This window comes from Pantoea sp. SM3640, assembly GCF_015654165.1.
Classification (GTDB): domain Bacteria; phylum Pseudomonadota; class Gammaproteobacteria; order Enterobacterales; family Enterobacteriaceae; genus Pantoea; species Pantoea vagans.
Genome location: NZ_CP064872.1, coordinates 174,206 through 198,652, shown reverse-complemented (window position 1 = coordinate 198,652; position 24,447 = coordinate 174,206). Strand labels below are relative to the sequence as shown.

Annotated in this window: 23 protein-coding genes; 15 read left to right on the top strand and 8 right to left on the bottom strand. The window is 57.6% G+C overall.

Annotation, left to right across the window (positions count from 1 at the left end):
- Nucleotide 1: 1 nt before the first annotated feature.
- The 4 genes from yjbE to IV493_RS00875 all read left to right on the top strand — a co-directional run bounded on the left by yjbE (nucleotide 2) and on the right by IV493_RS00875 (nucleotide 5,148).
- On the top strand, nucleotides 2-250 hold the full coding sequence (gene yjbE / locus IV493_RS00890) for an exopolysaccharide production protein YjbE (RefSeq protein ID WP_013359295.1): 249 nt from the start codon (nucleotides 2-4) through the stop codon (nucleotides 248-250).
- A 179-nt stretch (nucleotides 251-429) separates the two neighbouring features.
- The gene (gene greB / locus IV493_RS00885; protein WP_013359296.1) at nucleotides 430-903 is read left to right on the top strand and encodes a transcription elongation factor GreB; all 474 of its coding nucleotides are present in this window, start codon (nucleotides 430-432) and stop codon (nucleotides 901-903) included.
- Nucleotides 904-1,006: 103 nt separating this feature from the next.
- Nucleotides 1,007-3,334 carry a Tex family protein gene (locus IV493_RS00880; RefSeq protein WP_033784169.1) on the top strand — a complete coding sequence of 776 codons (2,328 nt, stop codon included), beginning with the start codon at nucleotides 1,007-1,009 and terminating at the stop codon, nucleotides 3,332-3,334.
- A gap of 128 nt (nucleotides 3,335-3,462) precedes the next feature.
- Nucleotides 3,463-5,148, top strand: a complete 1,686-nt coding sequence (locus IV493_RS00875; protein WP_195857617.1) for a sugar phosphorylase — start codon at nucleotides 3,463-3,465, stop codon at nucleotides 5,146-5,148.
- Here the strand turns inward: IV493_RS00875 and IV493_RS00870 are convergent, their stop codons facing one another.
- A complete protein-coding gene (locus tag IV493_RS00870; protein ID WP_003853019.1) occupies nucleotides 5,149-5,418 on the bottom strand; it encodes a YdgH/BhsA/McbA-like domain containing protein in 270 nt (89 codons plus the stop codon).
- Nucleotides 5,419-5,588: 170 nt separating this feature from the next.
- Nucleotides 5,589-6,365: a pimeloyl-ACP methyl ester esterase BioH gene (gene bioH / locus IV493_RS00865; protein ID WP_147789592.1), complete on the bottom strand. Its 777-nt coding sequence runs from the start codon at nucleotides 6,363-6,365 to the stop codon at nucleotides 5,589-5,591.
- A 34-nt stretch (nucleotides 6,366-6,399) separates the two neighbouring features.
- Here bioH and gntX point away from each other — a divergent pair, with 34 nt between their 5' ends.
- On the top strand, nucleotides 6,400-7,080 hold the full coding sequence (gene gntX, locus IV493_RS00860; protein WP_033784173.1) for a DNA utilization protein GntX: 681 nt from the start codon (nucleotides 6,400-6,402) through the stop codon (nucleotides 7,078-7,080).
- 58 nt (nucleotides 7,081-7,138) lie between these two features.
- Nucleotides 7,139-7,714 carry a Fe-S biogenesis protein NfuA gene (gene nfuA / locus IV493_RS00855; RefSeq protein ID WP_010253194.1) on the top strand — a complete coding sequence of 192 codons (576 nt, stop codon included), beginning with the start codon at nucleotides 7,139-7,141 and terminating at the stop codon, nucleotides 7,712-7,714.
- Nucleotides 7,715-7,749: 35 nt separating this feature from the next.
- On the opposite strand, the gene malQ is transcribed toward nfuA, so the two are convergent.
- The 5 genes from malQ to glpE form a co-directional block, all read right to left on the bottom strand.
- The gene (malQ, locus tag IV493_RS00850) at nucleotides 7,750-9,831 is read right to left on the bottom strand and encodes a 4-alpha-glucanotransferase (protein WP_195857616.1); all 2,082 of its coding nucleotides are present in this window, start codon (nucleotides 9,829-9,831) and stop codon (nucleotides 7,750-7,752) included.
- 9 nt (nucleotides 9,832-9,840) lie between these two features.
- Entirely contained in the window at nucleotides 9,841-12,246 is a 2,406-nt protein-coding gene (malP, locus tag IV493_RS00845) for a maltodextrin phosphorylase (RefSeq protein ID WP_195857615.1), read from the bottom strand.
- A 155-nt stretch (nucleotides 12,247-12,401) separates the two neighbouring features.
- A complete protein-coding gene (locus IV493_RS00840) occupies nucleotides 12,402-13,160 on the bottom strand; it encodes a DeoR/GlpR family transcriptional regulator (RefSeq protein WP_013359303.1) in 759 nt (252 codons plus the stop codon).
- 32 nt (nucleotides 13,161-13,192) lie between these two features.
- A complete protein-coding gene (gene glpG, locus IV493_RS00835; protein ID WP_013359304.1) occupies nucleotides 13,193-14,014 on the bottom strand; it encodes a rhomboid family intramembrane serine protease GlpG in 822 nt (273 codons plus the stop codon).
- Between the two features lie 29 nt (nucleotides 14,015-14,043).
- Entirely contained in the window at nucleotides 14,044-14,370 is a 327-nt protein-coding gene (gene glpE, locus IV493_RS00830; RefSeq protein WP_049788879.1) for a thiosulfate sulfurtransferase GlpE, read from the bottom strand.
- Nucleotides 14,371-14,600: 230 nt separating this feature from the next.
- On the opposite strand from glpE, the gene glpD reads away from it, so the two are divergent.
- From glpD to mdcH, 9 genes are all read left to right on the top strand, one after another.
- Nucleotides 14,601-16,106: a glycerol-3-phosphate dehydrogenase gene (glpD, locus tag IV493_RS00825; protein WP_013359306.1), complete on the top strand. Its 1,506-nt coding sequence runs from the start codon at nucleotides 14,601-14,603 to the stop codon at nucleotides 16,104-16,106.
- Between the two features lie 349 nt (nucleotides 16,107-16,455).
- Nucleotides 16,456-18,111: a malonate decarboxylase subunit alpha gene (gene mdcA / locus IV493_RS00820; protein ID WP_195857614.1), complete on the top strand. Its 1,656-nt coding sequence runs from the start codon at nucleotides 16,456-16,458 to the stop codon at nucleotides 18,109-18,111.
- Nucleotides 18,112-18,972 carry a triphosphoribosyl-dephospho-CoA synthase gene (locus IV493_RS00815; RefSeq protein ID WP_095706576.1) on the top strand — a complete coding sequence of 287 codons (861 nt, stop codon included), beginning with the start codon at nucleotides 18,112-18,114 and terminating at the stop codon, nucleotides 18,970-18,972.
- 8 nt (nucleotides 18,973-18,980) lie between these two features.
- On the top strand, nucleotides 18,981-19,280 hold the full coding sequence (gene mdcC / locus IV493_RS00810) for a malonate decarboxylase acyl carrier protein (RefSeq protein ID WP_033784182.1): 300 nt from the start codon (nucleotides 18,981-18,983) through the stop codon (nucleotides 19,278-19,280).
- Complete coding sequence (locus IV493_RS00805; RefSeq protein ID WP_013359311.1) at nucleotides 19,273-20,106, top strand: biotin-independent malonate decarboxylase subunit beta; 834 nt, start codon at nucleotides 19,273-19,275, stop codon at nucleotides 20,104-20,106. The genes mdcC and IV493_RS00805 overlap by 8 nt, the downstream gene beginning before the upstream one ends.
- Nucleotides 20,106-20,906 carry a biotin-independent malonate decarboxylase subunit gamma gene (gene mdcE, locus IV493_RS00800; RefSeq protein WP_013359312.1) on the top strand — a complete coding sequence of 267 codons (801 nt, stop codon included), beginning with the start codon at nucleotides 20,106-20,108 and terminating at the stop codon, nucleotides 20,904-20,906. Before IV493_RS00805 ends, mdcE begins: the two co-directional genes overlap by 1 nt.
- 132 nt (nucleotides 20,907-21,038) lie before the next feature.
- A complete protein-coding gene (locus IV493_RS00795) occupies nucleotides 21,039-21,998 on the top strand; it encodes an AEC family transporter (RefSeq protein WP_195857613.1) in 960 nt (319 codons plus the stop codon).
- A 1-nt stretch (nucleotide 21,999) separates the two neighbouring features.
- Nucleotides 22,000-22,617, top strand: a complete 618-nt coding sequence (locus tag IV493_RS00790) for a malonate decarboxylase holo-ACP synthase (RefSeq protein WP_013359314.1) — start codon at nucleotides 22,000-22,002, stop codon at nucleotides 22,615-22,617.
- Nucleotides 22,614-23,516 (top strand): malonate decarboxylase subunit epsilon, encoded by a 903-nt coding sequence (mdcH, locus tag IV493_RS00785; RefSeq protein WP_095706574.1) that lies wholly within the window; start codon nucleotides 22,614-22,616, stop codon nucleotides 23,514-23,516. Before IV493_RS00790 ends, mdcH begins: the two co-directional genes overlap by 4 nt.
- On the opposite strand, the gene IV493_RS00780 is transcribed toward mdcH, so the two are convergent.
- Nucleotides 23,506-24,432 carry a LysR family transcriptional regulator gene (locus IV493_RS00780; RefSeq protein WP_033784187.1) on the bottom strand — a complete coding sequence of 309 codons (927 nt, stop codon included), beginning with the start codon at nucleotides 24,430-24,432 and terminating at the stop codon, nucleotides 23,506-23,508. The genes mdcH and IV493_RS00780 overlap by 11 nt on opposite strands.
- Between the last annotated feature and the right edge of the window lie 15 nt (nucleotides 24,433-24,447).

Here is a 24,447-nt window from a genome sequence, read left to right as displayed (position 1 = left end):
AATGAAAAAAACAATTTTACTGCTGAGCGCGCTGGCATTAGGCAGCGTCAGCCCAGGTTATGCTGCCACAGCAACCGGTGAAGCCGCCGGTGCAGCAGCGACAACGACTGCAAAAGGTAACTCTGACGCCATCGGTGTGGGTGCAGTCGCAGCCCTGCTGGGCGTTGCGCTGGCCACCATGGGCGGCGGCGGCGGTGACGGTCACAGCACCGGCACCTCGACCACCACGGCGACTCACGCCGGAAAATAAGTTTAAGCATCTACTGGCTTCAGATTACTGGTTTGATTTTGAATCACAGCACCAACCCTTTCGCCGCCGGGGAAATCAACGTGGGTTTTTAGCCTTTAAAAACCCTTTCCCCGACTCTTTTTTGCTGCGCCCTCTTTGCCTTACACTGTCGCTCCTGAGATCACTGTGGCCGGTATAGCATGAAAACCCGACTTATTACCCGCGAAGGCTTCGATAAGCTAAAAGCGGAACTCGACTATTTATGGCGTGAAGAGCGACCGGAAGTGACGAAAAAAGTCACCTGGGCTGCCAGTCTTGGCGATCGCAGTGAAAATGCCGATTATCAGTACAACAAAAAACGGCTGCGTGAAATTGACCGCCGCGTTCGCTATCTGACCAAAAGTCTTGAACAGCTGCGTATTGTTGACTATTCCCCCCAGCAGGATGGCAAAGTCTTCTTTGGTGCCTGGGTAGAAATTGAAAACGATGAGGGCGACCTCAAACGCTTCCGCATTGTGGGCTACGATGAGATTTTTGGCCGCAAAGATTACATCTCAATCGACTCGCCGATGGCGCGGGCGCTGCTGAAAAAAGAGGTCGGCGATGCCGCCACCGTTGAGACGCCACTGGGTCCGGCACTGTGGTATGTCAACGCGATTGACTACCCGCAATAACGATTCAGATTATCGCTGAAAGCCGCCCGCGTCTCTGGCAATTTTGACCATCAATCCGTATAACTGTCGGCTATTTCTCAACCCGGAAAGCAAGACAGTCCTGATGATGAAAGTTCTGAGCCAGATAATTGCCAGTGAGCTACAGGCGCGACCAGAGCAGGTTGATGCCGCCGTTCGCCTGTTAGATGAAGGGAATACCGTGCCGTTTATCGCACGCTATCGTAAAGAGGTCACCGGCGGCCTGGATGATACCCAACTCCGCCAGCTGGAAACCCGCCTCAGCTATCTGCGTGAACTTGAAGAGCGACGCCAGTCGATTCTGAAGTCGATTGACGATCAGGGAAAACTGACTGACGACCTCGCCCGCGCCATCAATACCACCCTCAGCAAAACCGAGCTTGAAGACCTCTACCTGCCCTACAAACAGAAACGCCGCACGCGTGGACAGATCGCGATTGAAGCCGGTCTGGAACCGCTGGCGGACACACTGTGGCAGGATCCGTCGCACATCCCTGAGCAGCTGGCGGAGCAGTATGTCGATGCTGATAAAGGCGTCGCAGACGTCCGTGCCGCGCTGGATGGTGCCCGCTACATTCTGATGGAGCGTTTCGCCGAGGATGCCGCGCTGCTGGCCAAAGTGCGTAACTACCTGTGGAAAAATGCCCACCTGGTCTCACGCGTAGTGGAAGGCAAAGAGGAAGCGGGCGCGAAGTTCCGTGACTACTTTGATCATCATGAAGCGCTGAGCACCGTACCGTCGCATCGTGCGCTGGCAATGCTGCGTGGCCGCAACGAAGGCGTGCTGCAACTCTCGCTCAATGCCGATCCGCAGTTCGACGAAGCACCGCGTGAAAGCCACGGCGAAACCCTGATTGCTGAACACCTGAACCTGCGCCTGAATAACGCCCCTGCCGACAGCTGGCGTAAAGCCGTCGTGAGCTGGACGTGGCGCATCAAGGTGATGCTGCATCTGGAAACCGAACTGATGGGTACGGTGCGCGAACGCGCAGAAGATGAAGCGATCAACGTCTTTGCCCGCAACCTGCACGACCTGCTGATGGCAGCCCCGGCGGGCATGCGTGCCACCATGGGACTGGATCCCGGCCTGCGTACCGGCGTTAAGGTCGCTGTGGTCGATGCCACCGGCAAAGTCGTGGCGACCGATACCGTTTATCCGCACACCGGCCAGACCGCCAAAGCCGCTGCCGCTGTTGCCGCGCTCTGCATTAAGCATCAGGTCGAGCTGGTGGCGATTGGCAACGGTACCGCTTCCCGTGAAACCGAGCGTTTCTTCCTGGATCTGCAGCAGCAGTTCCCGCAGGTCACGGCACAGAAAGTGATTGTCAGCGAAGCTGGCGCATCGGTCTACTCAGCCTCTGAACTGGCGGCGCTGGAATTCCCGGATCTCGATGTTTCGCTGCGCGGCGCGGTGTCGATTGCCCGCCGTCTGCAGGATCCGCTGGCCGAGCTGGTGAAAATCGATCCGAAATCAATCGGTGTCGGCCAGTATCAGCATGATGTCAGCCAGAGCCAGCTGGCGAAGAAACTCGACGCCGTCGTCGAGGATTGCGTGAACGCCGTCGGCGTGGACCTGAATACCGCCTCGGTGCCGCTGCTGACCCGCGTCGCGGGCCTGACGCGCATGATGGCGCAAAACATTGTCGGCTGGCGTGATGAGAATGGCCGCTTCCAGAATCGCCAGCAGCTGCTGAAAGTGAGCCGTCTTGGGCCAAAAGCCTTTGAGCAGTGTGCGGGCTTCCTGCGCATTAACCACGGCGACAATCCGCTGGATGCTTCGACCGTCCACCCGGAAGCTTACCCGGTCGTGGAGCGTATTCTGGCCGCCACCGAGCAGGCACTGAGCGATCTGATGGGCAACGCGGGCAGCCTGCGTAATCTCAGCGCCCGCGATTTCATTGATGAACGTTTTGGTCTGCCGACCGTTACCGACATCATGAAAGAGCTGGAGAAGCCGGGCCGCGATCCCCGTCCTGAGTTCAAAACCGCGCAGTTTGCGGAAGGCGTGGAAACGCTGAACGATCTGACGCCGGGCATGATCCTCGAAGGTGCTGTCACCAACGTCACTAACTTCGGTGCGTTTGTGGATATCGGCGTGCATCAGGATGGCCTGGTCCATATCTCGTCGCTTTCTGACCGCTTTGTGGAAGATCCACATCAGGTGGTGAAAGCGGGTGATATCGTCAAAGTGAAAGTGATGGAAGTCGATCTCCAGCGTAAACGTATTGCCCTGACCATGCGTCTTGATGAGCAGCCAGGCGAAAGCAATGCACGTGGCGGCGCGAAGAATGCCGCCCCGCGCGAAGAGAAACGTCCGGCCGCCGGTAAAGGCCGTCCACGTCCGGTCAGCACGTCCGCGGGTAACAGCGCGATGGGTGATGCGCTGGCTGCGGCGTTCGGTAAAAAACGCTAAGCTTTTCAGGGGGCCATCAACTGGCCCCCCTTTCACACCCTTCTCCCCGGTTGAAAATCCCCGCCATCGCGCTACGCTAAAAAGATGCCTGTCATAAAAACAACACCTGCTGTGGCACCCAATTCACGATGGAAACGATCACCGATCTGATTGAGAAGATTTATGCTGGCACATTCCCGGAGGCGACCTTTGCGCGCCTGCAGGCTGACATCGCTACCGCCCGTGAGGCGATTAAGCTGCCACGTAAGGCACACTGGGATGAACAGGATGTGGTGCTGATCACCTACGCCGATCAGTTTCGGGAAGCCGGTAAACCCACGCTCAGCACCTTTTCCCGTTTCTATCAGCAGCATCTGCAATCCACGTTTCCGCTGGTCCACCTGCTGCCCTTTTTTCCCTGGTCGTCCGATGACGGCTTTTCGGTGATTGATTATCATCAGGTCGATCCGCAGTGCGGCGACTGGCAGGATATTGCGCGCCTGCATCAGGAAACCCGGCTGATGTTTGACTTCGTCTGCAACCACATGTCGTCACGGAGCGCCTGGTTCCGCCACTTTCTGGCGCAGGATCCCGGCTGGAACGATTTCTTTATCAGCATGCCGCCCGCCACCGATCTCAGTGCCGTCACGCGACCGCGCACTTCGCCGCTGCTGACGCCGTTTAAGATGGCCGATGGCGACACCCGCTTTATCTGGACCACCTTCAGCGCCGACCAGATCGACCTTAATTTTGCCAATCCTGAGGTGTTGCTGCGCATGGTCAACGTGCTGCTCGACTACCTGATCCGTGGCGCTGACTATGTACGTCTCGATGCGGTCGGCTATATGTGGAAAACGCCCGGCACGCGCTGTATTCATCTGGAAAAAACCCATCAGCTGGTGAAGCTGTTTCGCGCCATTGCCGACCATGTCGCGCCTGGGACGGTGATTATCACCGAGACCAACGTGCCGCATCAGGACAACATCAGTTATCTGGGCAACGGGCACGATGAGGCGCAGATGGTCTATCAGTTTTCACTGCCGCCGCTGGTCCTGCACGCCATTCATACCGGATCGGCGCGCGCACTGCGGCAGTGGGCCAGTTCGCTGGATCTCAGCAGCAACGACACCACCTTCTTCAATTTTCTGGCATCCCACGATGGTATCGGGCTGAATCCGGCACGCGGCATTTTGTCGGAGGTGGAGATTGTGGCGCTGGTGCGCGATCTGGCGCTGGAAGGCGCGCTGGTCTCCTATAAAAACAACCCCGACGGCACCACCAGCCCCTATGAAATCAACGTCACCTATCTGGATGCGTTAAATAGCGAAGCTGACGATGACGCCACGCGGCTGAAACGCTTTTTGCTGGCACATGCGATTCTGCTGGTCTTTCCTGGCGTGCCGGCTATCTATATCCAGAGTATTCTGGGCGGTCGTAACCATTATGATGGCGTACGCGCAGCCGGGCACAACCGGGCGATTAACCGGCAGAAGTATGATTTGCAGCAGATTGAGGCGGCGCTGGCGGGCAGTGACTGGCTGCGTCAGCAGGTTTATACCCGTCTTGGCCAGCTGATTCAGTTACGACGTCGCCAGCCTGCGTTTCATCCTGATAATCCGATGACGATCTATGACAGCGAAAATGCCGTGCTGGTGCTCAGCCGTCATCAGCCAGAGAGCGGCGACGGACTGCTGTGCGTGTTTAATCTCAGTGGACGGTCAGTGATGACGCAACTGCCGGTGGCGCATACGTTGCAGGATGTGGTGAGCGGAGAGAAAATTGATGGCACCCAGCCGGTTAAGCTGGATGCCTGGCAGTTCATGTGGCTACGTTAATTACTTGTAGACTTCAGCGGTGGCGCTGAATTTACCGTGTTCGCGACCGGCGATCACCAGGTAATATTTACCGCCTTTTTCGTCAGCGAGCTTAGACAGCACTTTTTTAGCATCCATTGGCGAGGTGGTTTCCGCCGTGGTGTTAACGGTGCCAATCTTCTGCAGGTTCATTGTCTTAACTTCTTCTTTGGTGACTTCTTTCGCTGCCATCGCAGAAAATGAAATCGCGCCCATCATCATTGAAGCCACAACCCATTTAAAAACCTTCATTATGTTTACCCTCATTCATGATCCATTGTGAGATGTAAGCAGCCGCTAAACGCGTAAGGCAGTATGGAACGGCATAGTCATTTCCGTGACTAATCACATAAAATTGCAGCGGCCTTGCTCACAGAGAGAAGTATTGCTGCTGTCAGCGATTTTGCCAATATAAAGCAGCACTATCCTGATAAATTACTGATAAAGTTAACAATATGCTGACAGAAGTTGTCAGGATGGGAAATAAAAGGTGCATGCGCTGCTTTTTCAATAACCACCGAAGGCGAATCTGGCAACATTTCATCTATCTCAGCGGCTATCCGGCGCGGCACCAGTCCATCCAGCGCCCCATAGAGTCGCAGGAACGGCAGCCTGATCTGCGGTAGCGCGTCGCGCAGATCGACCTGGCGCAGAATCTCCAGACCGCCATCCAGTACCGCTACCTCCGGCATCGGTTGTGACAGCACCACCTCTTTCAGCTGTCGAGCATCGGCACGCGCGGTTTCAGTGCCCAGCGTCTGCAGCGCCAGAAAGCGCTCTACCGTGCGCTGAAAATCGTTGCTGAGCATCTGCTGAAAGTTCTGCAGCGTCTCCGGTTTAATGCCGGGCCAGCGCTCTGTGGCGGTGAAACAGGGCGACGACGCCACGGTAATCAGTGCAGCCAGCTTTTCTGGCGCTGTCAGCGCCAGCTGCGTTGCCACCAGTCCGCCCAGCGACCAGCCCACGACTATCGCCTGCGGTGGCAGCAAAGGCAGTAGCTCTTCTGCCATCTGCGCCAGCGTCAGTGCACCAAAATCACCGCTCCGGCCATAACCCGGCAGATCGACCAGATGCAGGCGATAGTGCGGGCTGAGTCGCGGAATAATGCTTTGCCAGACTTCGGCATTCAGTCCCCATCCGTGCAGCAGCACAAGATCGCGTTTTCCTTCCCCGCAGGTGTGCCAGTAGAGCGACGTCATCAGTTACTATCCCGAAATTGATAAGGAGATCGCTATGCTAGCAATGCCCGCCCTGTGTTGGCTATGCCGGATGCCGTTACGGATAGCCCGGCACGGCATCTGCAGTTTATGCCTGCGCGGATTACCGCCGTTGCCATTGCTCTGCCCACGCTGCGGATTACCGGCAGGCTCAGCAAAGGTCGCCTGTGGTCGCTGCCAGCTTAAACCGCCTGCCTGGCAGGCGCTGGTCTGCGTCAATGACTACTGTCCGCCGTTCAGCCAGTGGGTTAATCAGCTGAAGTTTTCTCACATAACCGCACTCAGGGTGATGCTGGCGCGGCTGCTTTTGCTAAGCTGGCTGAATGTTTACCGGCGTGGCACGGTGCCGCGTCCCGATCTGCTGCTGCCGGTTCCGCTGCACCGGCGGCGACGCTGGCAGCGCGGCTTCAATCAGACGGTACTGCTGGCCGCTCCGCTGGCGCACTGGCTGGGATGTGAATGGCGTGAAGGTGTTTCCCGCAGGCGCAGGGGCGCATTACAGCATCAGCTCAGCGCCCGGCAGCGCCGCACCAACTTACGCGGTGCCTTCCGCCTTGAAATGGCGGTGCAGGGACGCCATATCGCCCTGCTGGATGACGTCATTACGACCGGCAGTACCGTAGATGAAATCAGTCGTCTGTTACTGGCGCAGGGTGCCGCCAGCGTGCAGGTCTGGTGCCTGTGCCGTACCTTGTAGAGCGTCATTGATGGGCGTATTATAACCAACTAAATTAGTCAACTATTGAGCAATCGACATGATCCGAATTACTGACTCTGCCCAGGAACATTTTTCTAAACTGCTATCCAAACAAGAAGATGGCACCCAGATTCGCGTATTCGTGATTAACCCGGGTACGCCAACAGCCGAGTGTGGCGTCTCTTACTGTCCGCCCGATGCAGTTGAAGCTACTGACACCGAACTGAAGTTCGAAAAGCTCTCTGCCTACGTTGATGAGCTGAGCAAGCCGTATCTGGAAGATGCCGAAATCGACTTCGTTACCGACAATCTCGGTTCACAGCTGACGCTGAAAGCGCCGAATGCCAAAATGCGTAAAGTCTCTGATGATGCGCCCATGGTTGAGCGCGTTGAGTATCTGCTGCAGGCGCAGATCAACCCACAGCTGGCTGGCCACGGCGGTCGCGTGTCGCTGATGGAGATCACCGATGAAGGTTACGCCATCCTGCAGTTTGGCGGCGGCTGTAACGGCTGTTCGATGATCGACGTGACCCTGAAAGATGGTATTGAGAAAGAGCTGCTGGCCGCCTTCCCGGAACTGAAAGGCGTGCGCGATATTACCGAGCATCAGCGCGGCGAACACTCGTTCTACTGATGATAAAGCGCGGCAGTCCGGCTGCCGCGCCCTTCTTACTTCTCTTTCTTTCCTGACTGACGCTGCTGACTCACGACCTTCAGTAACGCATTCACTTCCTTGTCCGCAAAAATCTCCTCCAGCGTTTTGCTCAGCTTGCGTCGCCAGTTAGGGTACTGATCCACCGTACCCGGCACGTTAACCGGCGTGGTCATTCCGAGCCAGTCCTCCGGTTGTAGCCCCAGCAGCGCACTGTCGGTATCCGCCAGGAAGCGATGGATCGCCCGGTTCAGCGCAGGCGTCATAGCCAGCTTCTCCGCCTTCTTCTGGCTGCGAGCCGGTAAGGCACCCGCCTGATGCAGCGCATCCAGCAGCGCCTGCTTCTGTGCGGCACGCTGCTCATGTAACGCTTTTACCGCATCGCCCGGATAAAGACCCAGCTTCTCGCCCAGTTCCAGATCGCCCTGCTCCCAGAAGCCGGTCAGCGTCGGCAGATCATGGGTACTGGCGCTGGCGATAGACTGACGTGGATAGTCTTCAGGGGCGCGATAGCGCTCATCTTTCTCCTGCTCAAACCACAGCACCTTCCATGAAAAGACGCCGCTTTTACGCAGCAGGCTGACGATCTCCTGAGGCACGGTGCCGAGGTCTTCGCCAATCACCATACAGCGCAGCCGGTGGCTCTCCAGCGACAGAATAGCCAGCAGATCGTTGACCGGATAGGCCACATAAGCACCTTTATCCGCCGTCTCTCCGGCTGGCACCCACCACAGACGCAGCAGCGACATCACATGGTCGATACGCAGCGCGCCGCAGTCACGCATATTGGCGCGCAGCATGTCGATAAATGGCTGATAGGCGCGCGCCTGCATCACATGCGGATCCATCGGCGGTAAGCCCCAGTTTTGTCCCAGCGGTCCCAGACGGTCAGGCGGTGCGCCCACCGAGGCCTTGAGGCGATAAAGCTCCGGGTCGTGCCAGGTCTCCGCACTGCCTTCCGCCACGCCCACCGCCAGGTCACGGTAGAGACCGACGCTCATGCCCAGCGCCTGACTGTGCGCCCAGCAGCCTGAGAACTGCTGCTGCGCCAGCCATTGCAGCCACTGCCAGAAGGCGATCTCCTGTTCATGCTGTTCACACCACTGCTGTACTTCCGGCGACTGACTGTTGCGCCACGCCTCTGGCCAGGCAGGCCAGCCGCCCTGCTGCGACTTGTCTGCCTGCCGCTCCAGCTGTATGCCATCGTAGGCAGCCTGATAGCGCAGGCTGTCACCGCCGTCACGCACAAAAGCAGCAAAGGAGAGAGGCTCTTCGCTCTGGCTGTCACGCGCCTGAAAGTGTGTCCAGGCATGGCGCAGCGCCGCCAGCTTCAGCGCCATCACGGCTTCGTAGTCAACCTGCTCCGCCTCACGTGCTTTGGTCAGTGCCTTCTGTGTTTTCGCGCTTTTCCACCATTTCTGCGCCGCCGCGCTTTGCTGAAAATCGGTTACCTGACTGACGTCGATATAGATTACGTTCAGCCAGCGGCGCGATGACGGACTATACGGGCTGGCAAAACCGGCGCTGGCGGGATAGAGCGCATGCAGCGGATTCAGCCCGACGAAATCGCCGCCGCGTTCAGCCAGCTGCACCAGCAGTTGATCGAGATCGCCGAAGTCGCCGATGCCCCAGTTCTGTTCAGAGCGCACGGTATAAAGCTGAACCAGTGCACCCCAGCGTTTTTCTCCGGCTTCCAGCGCCGGAGGCAGATAGCAGCGCCGCGGCGCGACAATAATCTGCGTCTGCCAGCTTTTCTTTCCTTTAGTGAGCGTCAGCTGGTGATAACCCTGGGTCAGCGGTCCCGGCAGCGTAAAAGGCTCCCCGGCGGTTAACTCACCGCTGTGCTGCTTGCCCTTTTCGGTCTGCAATTGCCAGCTATAAGTGCCACTGCCCTGAGGCGTCAGCTGTCGCTTACTGCTGCCGCTGAACACCGCGACCGGTGGCAGCGGGGATTTACTGGCCTTCTGCGGTTCTGCCATCACCGCCAGCAGTGCGCGTTTGGTCTCATCGCTGACGGCCTCTTTCCTGCCGTTAACGTCGATATAATCCAGTGAAATGCCTGCGGCACGGGCGGCCTGATCGAGTGAATTTTGCTTCATTGCTGCTCCTTAGCGCGGTGCCTGCCAGATACGTTGCTGATAGTCACGAATGGAACGATCCGAACTGAACATGCCGGTTCGTGCCGTATTGAGGATGGCGGCGCGGGTCCAGCCTTCGGGGTCACGCCATAGCGCTTCCACCCGTTGCTGCGCCTCGATATAGGCCTGGAAATCGGCCAGCACCAGCCAGGGATCGCCGTGTTTCGTCAGGCTCTCCAGCATCAGGTCAAAGGCGTGCTTATCCCCGTCGCTGAATTTGCCCTTCTCCAGCGATTTCAGTAAATCGTCCAGCGGCTTGTTCTGCTTACGCACCTTTTTCGGGTTGTAGCCTTTCGCCTTGAGCGCTTTCACCTCATCCACGGTGTGACCGAAGATAAAGATGTTCTCTTCGCCCACCTGTTCGGCAATTTCGACATTAGCCCCATCCAGCGTGCCAATCGTCAGCGCACCGTTCAGCGCCAGCTTCATGTTGCCGGTGCCGGAGGCTTCATAACCGGCGGTGGAGATCTGCTCAGAGAGATCGGCTGCCGGGATCATCTGCTCGGCCACGGTGATACGGTAGTCGGGGATAAACACCACTTTGAGTCTGTCGCCAACCCGCGGATCGTTGTTCACCACCTCCGCCACTTTGTTAATGGCGTAGATGATATTTTTGGCGAGGTAGTAACCCGGCGCGGCCTTAGCCCCGAACAGGAATACCCGTGGTGTAAAGGTGATATCTTCCGGTTTATTACACAGCGTCTGATAGCAGTAGAGGATATGCAGCAGGCTGAGATGCTGGCGCTTGTACTCATGCAGACGCTTGATCTGCACATCGAACAGCGCAGCCGGATTCACGATGATGCCGGTGTGCCGCGCGATATACTTTGTAAGCTGCGCTTTGTTCTGCTGTTTGATGCTGCGATAGCGCTGACGAAACGCCTGATCGTCGGCATAAGCCTCCAGACCGATCAATGCATCAAGGTTATTGGCCCACTCGGTTTTCAGCGTCTCATCAATCAGACCGGCCAGCGCCGGGTTACACTGCTTCAGCCAGCGACGCGGCGTAATGCCGTTGGTGACGTTATGGAATTTTTGCGGCCAGAGCTGGTGATACTCCGGGAAGAGATCGCTGACCACCAGACGGGAGTGCAGCGCCGCCACGCCGTTGACCGCAAAGCCGCTGACGACGCAGAGATTGGCCATCCGCACCTGACCGTCAGCCACCACCGCCAGCTTGTGCCACATCGCTTTGTCATCCGGCCAGCGCTGCTTCACCTGCTTCTTCAGTCGCTGATTAATCTCTTTAATAATCAGCATGTGGCGCGGCAACAGGCTGCGCATCAGCTTCTCATCCCAGCGCTCCAGCGCCTCCGGCATCAGCGTGTGGTTGGTGTAAGCAAACAACCGGCTGGTGATCTGCCATGCTTCATCCCAGCTCAGCTGATGCTCATCCAGCAGCACGCGCAGCATCTCCGGAATGGCAATGGTCGGATGGGTATCATTGAGCTGGATCACTTCGAAATCCGGCAGGCTGTGAATGCTGCGCCCCGCCAGATGGTGACGCCGCAGGATATCCGCCACCGCACAGGCGCACTGGAAATATTGCTGCATCAGGCGCAGCCGCTTGCCAGCCTGATGGTTGTCATTGGGATAAAGAACCTTGGTGAGCTTTGCCGCTTCGATACCGGGCTGCTCCGCCTGCAGGAAGTGGCCGTCATTAAAGGCGGTGAGATCAAACGGATGCGCGCTCACTGCCTGCCACAGGCGCAGCGGCAGCGTCACGCCGTTGCGGTAGCCGGTGACCGGCAAATCCCAGGCCTCACCGCGCAGCGTAAAATCGGGATGCCAGCGTACACCGCCGTTTTCCAGTTTTTCTACCCGACCGCCCATCGCGACGTCAACATCCAGCGCCGCGTTGTGACGGAACCAGGGATAGCGTTCGCGCTGCCAGTCATCGGGCGCTTCAATCTGCTTACCCTCGTCAAAAGACTGGCGGAACAGGCCGTACTGGTAATTCAGTCCATGGCCGGTGGCGGACTGCCCTACCGTTGCCATTGAATCCATGTAGCAGGCGGCCAGCCGTCCCAGCCCGCCGTTGCCGAGCGCCGGATCGACCTCCTGCTCCAGCAGTTCGGTTAAATCGAGCTGCTGCTCAGCCAGCGCCGCTTTAACCTCGTCATACCAGCCGAGATTCAGCAGGTTGTTGCCGGTCAGACGGCCTATCAGAAACTCCATCGACAGATAATTAACGTGACGCTGCTGCACCGCCGGACGCGGTGCCGGTTGGGCGGCCAGCAGTTCGGCCAGCGCCGCGCTCACCGCCTGCCACGCCTGGTGCGGGGTCATCTGCTGTGCGGAGAGGAGACTTAACTGCTGCCACTGGCGGGTCAATGCGGCGTTAAAACGGGCTTTATTAAATTTTTGCTGCGGCATATCACTCCCTTCTGTTACGCAATGAGGTGAAGCAAAAATAGAAAGCGCACGGGCTGGCAACCGGGTGCCAGCAACCGTTAAGTAAAGACGTGAGTGAGGAAAAAAGCGACAGCAATCAAAGAAAAACGCCAGCCGGGCGGCTGGCGTAGCAGGAATCAGCAGAGTTCGAGGTGAACCTCATGCTGCTCAATCACTTTCATAACGCTGGCGGGCGGCATTTTGTCGGTGTAGAGATAGTCCAGCAGACTCATGTTACCCAGGTTAACCATGGCGTTACGGCCAAACTTCGAGTGATCCACCACCAGCATCACGCAGCGTGAATTTTCAATGATGGCACGCTTGGTGCGGACTTCGTGATAGTCGAACTCCAGCAGCGATCCATCCATATCGATGCCGCTGATCCCCAGGATGCCGTAATCGAGCCGGAACTGGGAAATAAAGTCGAGCGTCGCTTCCCCCATCACCGCGCCATCGCGGGTCCGTACTTCACCGCCTGCGATGATCACCCGGAAGTCGGGTTTGCCCATTAACAGCATCGCCACGTTAAGATTGTTGGTCACCACACGTAAATCGCTGTGGTTGAGCAGCGCGTGCGCCACCGCTTCCGGCGTGGTGCCGATGTCGATAAACAGCGTGGCCCCATCCGGGATCTGGCTGGCAACACGCTGCGCAATCCGCGCTTTTTCCGCTGACCACATCATTTTACGATCGTGCCAGGCGGTATTCTCAGAGCTGGAAGGAAGCGCCGCGCCGCCGTGGTGACGCTGAATTTTGTTCTGATCGGCCAGATCGTTGAGATCGCGACGAATGGTTTGCGGGCTGACCTCAAAGTGATCCACCAGCTCCTCAGTACTGACATATCCCTGACGACGGACTAAATCGATAATCGCATCATGACGTTGCGTCTGCTTCACGTTCCTCTCCTGTTAACCCGCTTATATCCTGTCTAACGACGCGTGACGTGACGCGTATCCACCAGCGCCATCGCCAGCCCGACGACCAGACCGGCGACGTGCGCCGCGTTAGCAATCGCCAGACCAAAGACGCCGAACCAGCCAATCACCAGCCAGACCAGCGCAAATCCGATCAATCCCCTTTCAAGATAGACGCCGCTGTCAGGATCGCGCTCACCGCGCAGCCAGCAGTAACCCATCAGCGCATACACCACGCCAGACAGACCGCCAAACCAGATGCCGCTGAACTTCGCCTGCAGCCAGCCGCTGAGCAGCGCCGAAATCAGCATAATCACGAACAGTTTGCCGCTGCCAAGGCGCTTTTCGACCGCGCCGCCGAGATACCACCACCACATCAGATTAAACAGGATGTGCAGCAGTGAAAAGTGCAGCAGCGCATGGCTGAACCAGCGCCAGACCTGCAGATGCTGGTCGGCATCCGGCCAGGAGAGCCAGGCCATCACGGTCTGATCGCCCATCACCTGCATCAGAATAAACACAGCGATACAGAGCACCATCAGGGACATGGTCAGCGGACCGGCCCGCTCGCGGATATTCGCCCAGATGTTGCTACGCTCATAGCGCAGACCGCTGTCAGTCTTGCCGCTGTGCCAGCTGGCAGCCTGATAACGCGGATGGTTAGGGTCGTGCAAAAACTGCTGAAGTTCGTTTTCGACCACTGAGATCTTGCTCTCGTCATCCAGCATGATGACGTAGTGATTTTCATGCTCGATGCGCAGCGTGATGCCCTGCGTCGCCATGTAGTCCACAAACGCCTGCGCCATGCGTGGCTGATTAAACTGGGTAATGCGCATCATTAACTCTCCATGTGACGGGCTGCAATTTATTCACTGCCGAGGGCAACCTGCTGAGGAAAAGCGGCACGCCAGGCATCAAAGCCGCCATCAATGCTGTAGGCCGCGCTGAAACCCTGTCCCAGCAGATATTGCGCCGCGCTTTTGCTGCTGTTGCCGTGATAGCACATTACCAGTACCGGCAGGCTGTGGTCTGCGCCACTGACAAAGTCGCTGAGGTTGGTGTTGGTCAGATGCAGCGCGCCTGCCGCATGGCCCAGGGCATAACTTTGCGGATCGCGGATATCCACCAGCAGTGCACCCTCAGCCAGATGCGCCTGCGCCTGCTGCACGTTAATACATTCGAACATTTCCATGGAATCTCTCATAACAGCGTCGTCGTAATGCTGCGTAGTGTAACCCGAGAATCCACGCCGATAACCTGACAATCGTTACGGCTATCTGTTTTTTTGGTGGGCAGAATGTTAGCTATATCACGCAAAAATGTTTTTACCCGGTTAAAAGCTGGCGTCAATGTTGGTTTGCGATTATTATTATGCTCGAAAACGAACATTAATGAACTATTCCGAACATCGGAGGAGATGACGTGGAAACCAAAGACCTGATCGTGATCGGCGGCGGCATCAACGGTGCCGGCATTGCAGCAGACGCTGCAGGACGCGGACTGTCGGTGTTAATGCTGGAGGCGCGGGATCTGGCTTGCGCGACCTCCTCTGCCAGTTCAAAACTGATTCACGGCGGCCTGCGCTACCTTGAACATTACGAATTCCGTCTGGTCAGTGAAGCACTGGCCGAGCGCGAAGTCCTGCTGAAAATGGCCCCGCATCTGGCGTTCCCGATGCGCTTCCGTCTGCCGCACCGTCCGCACCTGCGTCCGGCATGGATGATCCGCACCGGCCTGTTTATGTATGACCATCTCGGCAAGCGTACCAGCCTGCCAGGCAGTAAAAGTCTGCGGTTTGGCGCAGATTCGGCCCTGAAGCCGGAGATTACGCGCGGATTCGAATATTCTGACTGCTGGGTCGATGATGCCCGCATGGTAGTACTGAATGCGCAGGAAGTGGTGAAGCGTGGCGGTGAAGTCCGTACCCGCACCCGTGTAACCCGTGCCTGGCGCGAAGGTGGCTTGTGGAAGGTTGAAGCGGAAGATGTCGATACCGGCAAAACCTTTACCTGGCAGGCGAAAGGCCTGGTCAACGCTGCTGGCCCATGGGTTAAGCAGCTGTTTGATGACAGCCTGAAGCTGAAATCGCCTTACGGTATCCGCCTGATCAAAGGCAGCCACATCGTGGTGCCGCGCGTTCATACCGAGAAGCAGGCTTATATTCTGCAGAACGAAGATAACCGTATCGTGTTTGTCATCCCGTGGATGGATGAGTTCTCCATCATCGGCACCACCGATGTGGAGTACAAAGGCGATCCTAAAAACGTCAATATCGACGACAACGAGACCGAATACCTGCTGAAAGTGTTCAACGGGCACTTTAAAAAGCAGCTGACCGCTGACGATATCGTCTGGTCTTACTCTGGTGTGCGTCCGCTGTGTGATGATGAATCCGATTCACCGCAGGCGATCACCCGTGACTACACGCTGGACGTACGCGACGATAATGGTCAGGCACCGCTGCTTTCCGTATTCGGCGGCAAGCTGACCACCTATCGTAAGCTGGCGGAACATGCGCTGGAAAAACTGGTGAAATACTACCCGAACGCCGGTCCGGCCTGGACCAAAAACTGCGTGTTGCCGGGTGGCAATATCTCCGGCACCCGTGAGGATTATGCAGCCAGTCTGCGTCGTCGTTATCCGTTCATCAGCGAAAATATGGCGCGTCATTTCTCGCGCACTTATGGCAGCAGTACGGAAACCCTGCTGGCTGGCGCGAAAAGTCTGGATGACCTGGGTGAGAACTTCGGACACGAGTTCTACGAAGCCGAACTGCGCTACCTGGTGCAGCATGAGTGGGTGCGTGAACTGGATGATGCTATCTGGCGTCGTACCAAACAGGGTATGTGGCTGACCAAAGAGCAGCAGGCTCGCGTTGCCGAGTGGCTGGCAGCGAAAGCAAAACCCGTTCTGTCACTGGCCTCCTGAACAGAGACTTAAAATACAGAAAGCAGGCTTCGGCCTGCTTCTTTTATGGCATATTCACCGGATAAACGTTCAGAATCCTCACGCTCCAGGATTAACGCTAGCTGAATATTAAGCATGGCTGAATATTTATATTGATAATTAATTACGACCAGCAATATTCACCACTGTAACTTTTACTTCATCTTTCTCAGTCTACACTTAACCCTTCGCTTATCTCTCTCCCCCTCTTTCTCTATCGTTACCTTAAATCTAACGTTCAGTTTTTTTGCTTAATTGAACGATGCATTAAGAAAGCTCAGACTTCCCTCAGCATAAACGAAGCAACAGCGATTCTAATCAGGAGGTTGAAATGAACACAGGCCAAACGCCTGCCCGGGAGTGGAACACACGCCGCAGTGAAAAAGCGCGCCGTATAGCTTCCTTTCCCCTTAATGGCAAAGTCATTCCTTCAGAAAGAGCTACCGAAGCACTGGAAACACTCATTGCACCAGGCGACCGCGTGGTGCTTGAAGGGAATAACCAGAAACAGGCTGACTTCTTATCCCGCACGCTGGCAGCGGTGAATCCGGCAAAGATTCACGACCTGCATATGATTATGCCCAGCGTCGGCCGCAGTGAGCATCTCGATATTTTTGAAAAAGGCATCGCCCGCAAACTCGACTTCTCTTTTTCCGGTCCGCAAAGTCTGCGCATGTCTCAGCTGTTACAGGATGGCCAGCTGGAAATCGGCGCTATCCATACCTATATCGAACTCTATTCCCGCCTCTATGTTGATCTCAGCCCGAATGTGGCGTTGATTGCCGGTTACAAAGCTGACCGCAAAGGCAACCTCTATACCGGCCCGAGTACCGAAGATACCCCGGCACTGGTGGAAGCCGCCGCGTTTCGTGACGGTATCGTGATAGCCCAGGTCAATGAACTGGTCGATGACGAAACCGACCTGCCTCGCGTCGATATCCCCGGCTCCTGGATTGACTACGTCGTCGTCGCAGACAAACCGTTCTTTATCGAACCGCTGTTTACCCGCGATCCGCGCCTGATTAAACAGGAACATATCCTGATGGCGATGATGGCGATTAAAGGCATCTATGCCGAACACCAGGTGCAGTCGCTGAACCACGGTATCGGTTTTAATACCGCCGCGATTGAACTGCTGCTGCCAACCTACGGCGAGCAGCTCGGCCTGAAAGGCAAAATCTGTAAGCACTGGACGCTGAACCCGCATCCGACGCTGATCCCGGCGATTGAGAGCGGCTGGGTCGAGAGTGTGCACTGCTTCGGCGGTGAGCTGGGGATGGAAGAGTATATCCGCGCCCGTCCCGACATCTTCTTTACCGGCAGCGACGGCTCAATGCGCTCTAACCGCGCCTTCTGTCAGCTGGCCGGCCAGTACGCGGTTGATATGTTTATCGGTGCCACCCTGCAGGTTGATGGTCTGGCCAACTCCTCTACCGTGACGCGTGGTCGTCTTTCAGGTTTCGGCGGCGCACCTAACATGGGTCACGATCCCCATGGCCGTCGTCACGCAACGCCCGCCTGGCTGAACATGATCACCGAGCCAGACCCGATGCAGCGCGGTAAAAAACTGGTGGTGCAGATGGTCGAAACCTTCCAGGCAGGCGCGAAACCAACCTTCGTTGAAACCCTGGATGCGGTTGAGGTCGCCAAAACCTCCGGTATGCCGCTGGCACCGGTCATGATTTACGGCGATGACGTGACCCATGTGCTGACTGAGGAAGGCATCGCCTATCTCTATCGCGCAGAAAGTCTTGAAGAGCGTCGCGCTATGGTCGCTGCCGTTGCGGGCATTACCGACATCGGCCTGGGTGTGGATGCGGCACGCGTCGCAGCCCTGCGTAAAAGCGGCAAAGTGGTCTACCCGGAAGATATGGGTATCCGCCGCTCTGACGCCACGCGTTCACTGCTGGCAGCGGGCAGCGTCGCTGACCTGGTTGAATGGTCAGATGGCCTGTACAACCCACCTGCTAAATTCCGGAGCTGGTAAATGAAACTCCTGTCACAGACTCAAGCCGAGGCGCAGTCCAGCCAGCTGGCGACGATGGCGCGCGATTGTCTGATCGATGAAGCACGCCTGAGCCCTAAGCCGGGTCTGGTCGACAGTCGGGGAAACGGCGCGCATCAGGATCTGACGCTGGCGCTGATGGAGCGTTCCGCTCACAGCCTGATGCCAGCCTTTCTGGCGCTGGCCCGTCACAGCTGGCTGCGTCCCGCTGATATCGCCCTGCGCGAAACGGTAGGCCGCCTGGGCCGTGACGGTGAGCAGCAGATGATGGCGGCAACCGGCGGCGTTAACACCCATCGTGGCGCGATCTGGGCGCTGGGCTTGCTGGTGAGTGCGGCGGCCATGCACGGTGGCGCTGCCAGTGCCGACCAGCTGACCCGCACCGCCGCCGCACTGGCCAGCCTGCCCGACCAGGCTGCGCCAAAGCTGTTCAGCAAAGGGTTAAAAGCGACGCACCGCTATCAGGTGCCCGGCGCACGCGAAGAGGCGCAACAGGCGTTTCCTCACGTGATGAAGCTGGCGCTGCCGCAGCTGCTGACCAGCCGGGCGGTGGGTGCCAGTGAAAGTGAAGCCCGTCTTGATGCGCTGATGGCGATCATGACCTCGCTCAGCGATACCTGCGTGCTGTCACGTGCGGGTATGACCGGACTGGTCGCCATGCAGCAGGGCGCACGCGCCGTACTGCTGGCGGGAGGCTGCCGCACAGCTGCAGGTCAGGTGGCGCTGTCGCAGCTTGATCGGCGCATGCTGGCGCTCAATGCTTCGCCTGGCGGGGCCGCCGATTTGCTGGCCGCGACGCTGTTTATTGATCGGGTCTGCTCGCCTGAACATTCTTATTTTTAGAGGCCATTATGGAACACATCACATTATCTTTACCTGCTAACCGCCTGCTCAATGGCAGAGCGCTGGCCGGGGTCGTTGGTTCCGGTGATATGGAAGTGCTGTACACCGCAACTGAAGGCCAGACACTGAACATCGATATCACCACCTCACTGGATAACAGCGACGCTCGCTGGAAGGCGCTGTTTGACCGCCTGAACTTAATTAACGGCCTGCCCGCAGGAAAGCTGATTATTCACGATTTCGGCGCGACACCCGGCGTAGCGCGTATCCGTATTGAACAGGTTTTTGAAGAGGTGAGCCATGCGTAACGATGCCAGTTTTATTGAATTACGGGCCCGTGAACGCGCCCATGCGCTGCTGGATGCAGGCAGCTACCGCGAACTGCTTGATCCCTTTGAAGGCATTATGTCGCCATGGCTGGCCCCGCAGGGCGTGGTGCCTCAGTCAGACGACGGCATGGTGGTCGCACGCGGCACCCTGAACGGTCAGCCTGCCGTGGTGGTTGCCATTGAAGGCACCTTCCAGGGCGGCAGCATGGGCGAAGTCTCCGGGGCGAAAATGGCGGCAGCGCTGGAGCTGGCGGCGGAAGACAATCGCAACGGCATTCCGACTCAGGCGGTGCTCTGCCTGGAAACCGGTGGCGTGCGCTTGCAGGAAGCGAATCTTGGCCTGGCGGCGATTGCGGATATTCACGCAGCGATTGTCGATCTGCGTCGCTACACCCCGGTTATCGGCATCGTCAGCGGCACCGTTGGCTGCTTCGGCGGGATGTCTATCGCTGCCGCACTCTGCAGCTACCTGATTGTCACGCGCGAAGCCCGTCTGGGACTGAACGGTCCACAGGTCATTGAGCAGGAAGCAGGCATTGAAGAGTATGACTCGCGCGATCGCCCGTTTATCTGGAGCATGACCGGCGGCGAAATCCGCTACGCCAGCGGCCTGGTCGATGCGCTGGTGAGTGACGGCATCAACGCGGTAAAAACCGCCATGAATGAGTTTATTGCCAAAGGCGTTCCGGCTCAGAACCGCAGCGATAACTATGCCGATTTCCTGTCACGTCTGTCGCAGTTTGATACCCGCCAGCAGGCGGATACCGCGCAGATTAAACAGCTTTTCGCCCGGGAGGAGAAATAATGACTCAGACAAGCAGCCGCGGTGCAACCTGGCTGGAAAAACTCGCACCCAATGCACAGCGTCTTAGCGGCCTGTGTGCCTCTGTTCAGGTGGCTGACGGCCAGCTCAATGGCGAAAACGTCCGCTTTATTGCCGTCGTGCCCGATCCACAAAACCACTATCCGCGCGCCGCGCAGGGTGAAGTCGGTCTGCTGGAGGGCTGGACGCTGGCGAAAGTGGTGAATGAAACGCGCGAAGCAGACAAAAACAGTGCCGTAAAACGTCCGATTGTGGCGGTGATTGATGTGCCAAGTCAGGCCTATGGCCGCCGCGAAGAGGCATTTGGTATTCATCAGGCGCTGGCGGGTGCAGCGGGGGCGTATGCCAACGCACGCCTTGACGGTCATCCGGTGATTGGCCTGATTGTCGGCAAAGCGATGTCCGGTGCGTTCCTGGCACACGGTTATCAGGCTAACCGACTGATTGCGCTCAACGATCAGGGTGTGCTGGTGCATGCCATGGGCAAAGCATCGGCGGCGCGTATTACGCTGCGTTCCGTGGAAGCGCTGGAAAAACTGGCTGCGACCATTCCACCGATGGCTTACGACGTAAATAACTTCGCCACGCTGGGCCTGCTCTCCGATCTGCTGAACGTGGGCAATCCTGATGCGCCGTCTGACGCCGATGTGGCGATGGTTGAGATTGCGCTGCACAAGGCGATCAGCGACGCTCGCCAGGATCCGAGCCTGAAAAGCCGCCTCGGTGCCTCCAATCGTCACAGCTCCTCCCTGGTTCGCGAACGTATGCGCGCGGCCTGGTAATTAACTAAAAAAATAAACCTGCCGAAACCGGTCTGACGGGGCGCATCGCTAATTGCGCCCCGGAGCAGTGGCCGTGTTCAGAATTATAAACATCGCTGTTTTTAAAGAATTCTTCTTAAATACAGGTGATTTATGATTTATATAATTGTTCATGCCCTTGCTCCGATCTTTGTCATTATGTTGCTGGGTTTCTGGGCCGGTAAGGCCGGAATGGTCAACAACAAAGATGTCTCTCTGCTTAATATCTTCGTGATGGATTTTGCACTGCCCGCCGCGCTGTTCAGCGCCACGGTTCAGACACCGTGGCCAGGCATTGTGGCGCAGTGGCCGCTGATTGTGGTGATCACCGGTGCAATGTGGATTACCTATGGCACCGTCTATTTCCTTGCGACCAAAGTGTTCAAAAAGTCACCGCAGGATGCGGCCGTTCTGACGCTGACCGTGGCGCTGCCTAACTACGCCGCACTGGGACTGCCCATTCTGGCCAGCGTGCTGGGTGAAAATGCGGCCACCTCCCTCTCCGTGGCGGTGTCGATTGCCTGTGGTTCAGTGCTGCTCACCCCGCTGTGCCTGCTGATCCTGGAACGTGAAAAGGCGTTTGCCGCAGGTACCGAACACGGTTCAACGCTGAAAATGCTGCCGATCCTGATGTGGCGTTCAGTAAAAAAACCTATCGTGATGGGACCGTTGATTGGGGTGGTTCTGTCAGCGCTGGGCGTTAAAATGCCGGATCTGGTGCTGGCCGCGATCAAACCGCTGGGCCTGGCGGCCACCGCCGCTGCGCTGTTCCTGACGGGTGTCATCCTCTCTGCGCGTCAGCTGAAACTCAACGCCGTCGTCGGCGTCGGTACTGTGGCTAAGCTGCTGATTCAGCCCTTTATCGCCTGGGGTCTGGTACTGGGGCTGGGACTTAACGGTTCAGTCGCCATCACCGCTATCCTGATGATTGCGCTGTCGGCCGGTTTCTTCGGCGTGGTGTTCGGCAACCGCTTTGGCGTGCAGTCACCCGATGCTGAAGCCGTGCTGCTGTTAAGCTCAATTCTGTGTATTTTATCGTTACCGCTGTTCATCACGCTGACATCAGGAATGTAATATGAGTGCGCCGCGCCCCCACGATCTGCTCTGGCTGCGTCACAGTGACGCGTTAGCCGCGGTTAAAGAGAGCTGGGTCAGCCCGTTCTGGCATCCCGATCTGCCGGTGGTGGTACGGCGAGACCACCGTGAATCCGGTCTGATTCCGGTGGGTGTGCGCGGTGAACGACGTGAGCAGCGCGCCGCCGGCTGGATTAGTCCAGCCGATATTGTCCGGATGGTGACGCCAGAGAGGCTGGCAGAACGGACATGGCTGCTGGATTCACCCTTTACCGCTTATGCGCCGGTTCGCGCGGCGATTGCGCTCAGCGAGACTCTCTGGCCCTGGCACTGGGGCATTACCGGCAGCACCGGTTATGCGCTGGCGACGCAGCGACTTGTGCTGCACGCTGCCAGCGATCTTGATTTAGTGATCCGCGCGCCAGAGCCACTGCCACGCGATGCGCTGCAACAGTGGCTGACGCAGACTGACGCACTGGACTGCCGGGTAGATACCCAGGTGGAAACGCCGTCTGGCGCGTTTGCGCTGAACGAGTGGCTGCGTGAGGGTCGCGTGCTGTTAAAAACCGATACCGGACCGATACTGACCGCTTCACCCTGGAGCAGGGAGAATCCATGAAAATACTCTTTACCTTTCCCGGCCAGGGCACCCAGCGTGCCGGGATGCTGCAGCATCTGCCCGACGGCGACGCGGTGTTAAACAGCGTGCGAGCGGTACTGGGCGACGAGACCGACCGGCTCGACAGCACTGATGCGCTGCGCCACACCCGCGCCGTCCAGCTCAGTCTGCTGATTGCGGGAGTCGCCTGGGCGCGCGAGCTAATCCGCCGTGGGGTGAAACCGGACATCGTCAGTGGTCTGTCGATTGGTGCATTTCCCGCTGCGGTGATTTCCGGCGCGCTCGATTTCAGCGACGCCCTGCGGCTGGTGGCGTTGCGCGGCGATCTGATGGAACAGGCTTATCCGCAGGGATATGGCCTGACCGCGATCACCGGTTTAACGCTGAGTCGTCTTGAGAAACTGCTGGCTGGCAGCAATACCTACATCGCCAACCTGAATGCGGAAACGCAGATTGTGATTGCCGGTCGTGACGAGGATATGGCTGTCGTGGCGCAGAAAGCGCTGGATGCCGGTGCCAGCAAAGCCGTTAAACTCGCGGTGAGCGTGCCGTCGCACTGCGCGCTGCTGGATAAACCCGCCGCTGAACTGGCGCGCGCATTTGAGTCCGTCAGCCTCTCGCGGCCCGATTGCGCTTACCTCAGCGGCTCCACCGGACGGGTGATTTGGGAGCCGGAAAAGATTGCTGACGATCTCGCCTTTAATATGGCGCGCACGGTGCAGTGGAATGATGCGATGGTTTCAGCTAATCAGCGCGATGCCCGACTGGCGATTGAGATGCCGCCTGGCAATGTGCTGACCGGCCTGACGCTGCAGGCGGGCTGGCAGGGCGAAGCGATTTGTCTGGAGCGTAACAGTATCGACGTTGCGCTGCATCTGGCTAAACGACTCAGTCAGTAAGGCTACGGGCGTACATCCGCCCTTCTGCCGCCAGGGCCAGCAGGTCATTATCGCGTTCGCGACGGTGTGAGTAGACAATCGAAATCTGCTGACGCATCTGATAAGGCTCAGCCAGAGGCAGCAACTGAATGTTATTTTCATACACCTTCTTCATCCGTCCGGGGATCAGCGCCAGGCCAATGCCCGCCTGCACCAGGCTTATCATTGAGAAGATGTCATTTACCTGCGTGACCATGCGCGGTTCAAATCCGGCTATCTGAAACGCCTCCTGCGAACCGGTATAGGTGGCAAATCCCTCAGCCAGTGAAACAAAATCACGGTCGGCAAAATCACGCAGATCCACCGGGCCGGTTCCCTCCCGCGTCTCCCCGGCTGGCGCGGCCAGAAAGATACGGTCTTCAAACAGCGGAATCACATCAAAATGCGCATCGCTGAGTTCGCCGTCATCGGTGGCGATCAGAATGGCATCCAGCGCGTCATCTTCCAGCATGTTCAGCAGCATCTGATTGGAGCCCATGGTCAGATCAAGCTCCAGCGTGGGCCGGCGCAGTTTCATGCCCATAATCAGTCGGGGGATGGTTTCAAGCGTAAGCGAGTAGAGCGTGCCAAGCCGCAGACGACCCACACCGATACCCGCCACCTTGCGCGCCTCTTCAATACCTTTACCCATCAGGGTGGTCACGTCACGACAGTAGTCCAGCAGCGTCCAGGCGGCAGGCAACGGCACCAGGTTACGGCCTTTGTGGATAAACAGCGGACAGTCGATGCCCTCTTCCAGCGTGTGCAGCGCGCGGTGCACGCTGACGCTGCTCAGGGCCAGCGCTTCCGCCGTGCGGGCGATATTCCCTTTGCTCATAAACATCATAAAGACGCTGAGCTTGCGAAAGGTAATTTCCTGATTGATGTTGTCACTCATGGGCCGCGGTTGCCT

Coding starts and splice junctions, on each gene's coding strand:
- yjbE (WP_013359295.1), top strand. CDS start 2: ATGAAAAAAACAATTTTACTGCTGAGCGCGCTGGCATTAGGCAGCGTC.
- greB (WP_013359296.1), top strand. CDS start 430: ATGAAAACCCGACTTATTACCCGCGAAGGCTTCGATAAGCTAAAAGCG.
- IV493_RS00880 (WP_033784169.1), top strand. CDS start 1,007: ATGATGAAAGTTCTGAGCCAGATAATTGCCAGTGAGCTACAGGCGCGA.
- IV493_RS00875 (WP_195857617.1), top strand. CDS start 3,463: ATGGAAACGATCACCGATCTGATTGAGAAGATTTATGCTGGCACATTC.
- IV493_RS00870 (WP_003853019.1), bottom strand. CDS start 5,418: ATGAAGGTTTTTAAATGGGTTGTGGCTTCAATGATGATGGGCGCGATT.
- bioH (WP_147789592.1), bottom strand. CDS start 6,365: ATGACGTCGCTCTACTGGCACACCTGCGGGGAAGGAAAACGCGATCTT.
- gntX (WP_033784173.1), top strand. CDS start 6,400: ATGCTAGCAATGCCCGCCCTGTGTTGGCTATGCCGGATGCCGTTACGG.
- nfuA (WP_010253194.1), top strand. CDS start 7,139: ATGATCCGAATTACTGACTCTGCCCAGGAACATTTTTCTAAACTGCTA.
- malQ (WP_195857616.1), bottom strand. CDS start 9,831: ATGAAGCAAAATTCACTCGATCAGGCCGCCCGTGCCGCAGGCATTTCA.
- malP (WP_195857615.1), bottom strand. CDS start 12,246: ATGCCGCAGCAAAAATTTAATAAAGCCCGTTTTAACGCCGCATTGACC.
- glpG (WP_013359304.1), bottom strand. CDS start 14,014: ATGCGCATTACCCAGTTTAATCAGCCACGCATGGCGCAGGCGTTTGTG.
- glpE (WP_049788879.1), bottom strand. CDS start 14,370: ATGGAAATGTTCGAATGTATTAACGTGCAGCAGGCGCAGGCGCATCTG.
- mdcA (WP_195857614.1), top strand. CDS start 16,456: ATGAACACAGGCCAAACGCCTGCCCGGGAGTGGAACACACGCCGCAGT.
- IV493_RS00815 (WP_095706576.1), top strand. CDS start 18,112: ATGAAACTCCTGTCACAGACTCAAGCCGAGGCGCAGTCCAGCCAGCTG.
- mdcC (WP_033784182.1), top strand. CDS start 18,981: ATGGAACACATCACATTATCTTTACCTGCTAACCGCCTGCTCAATGGC.
- IV493_RS00805 (WP_013359311.1), top strand. CDS start 19,273: ATGCGTAACGATGCCAGTTTTATTGAATTACGGGCCCGTGAACGCGCC.
- mdcE (WP_013359312.1), top strand. CDS start 20,106: ATGACTCAGACAAGCAGCCGCGGTGCAACCTGGCTGGAAAAACTCGCA.
- IV493_RS00795 (WP_195857613.1), top strand. CDS start 21,039: ATGATTTATATAATTGTTCATGCCCTTGCTCCGATCTTTGTCATTATG.
- IV493_RS00790 (WP_013359314.1), top strand. CDS start 22,000: ATGAGTGCGCCGCGCCCCCACGATCTGCTCTGGCTGCGTCACAGTGAC.
- mdcH (WP_095706574.1), top strand. CDS start 22,614: ATGAAAATACTCTTTACCTTTCCCGGCCAGGGCACCCAGCGTGCCGGG.
- IV493_RS00780 (WP_033784187.1), bottom strand. CDS start 24,432: ATGAGTGACAACATCAATCAGGAAATTACCTTTCGCAAGCTCAGCGTC.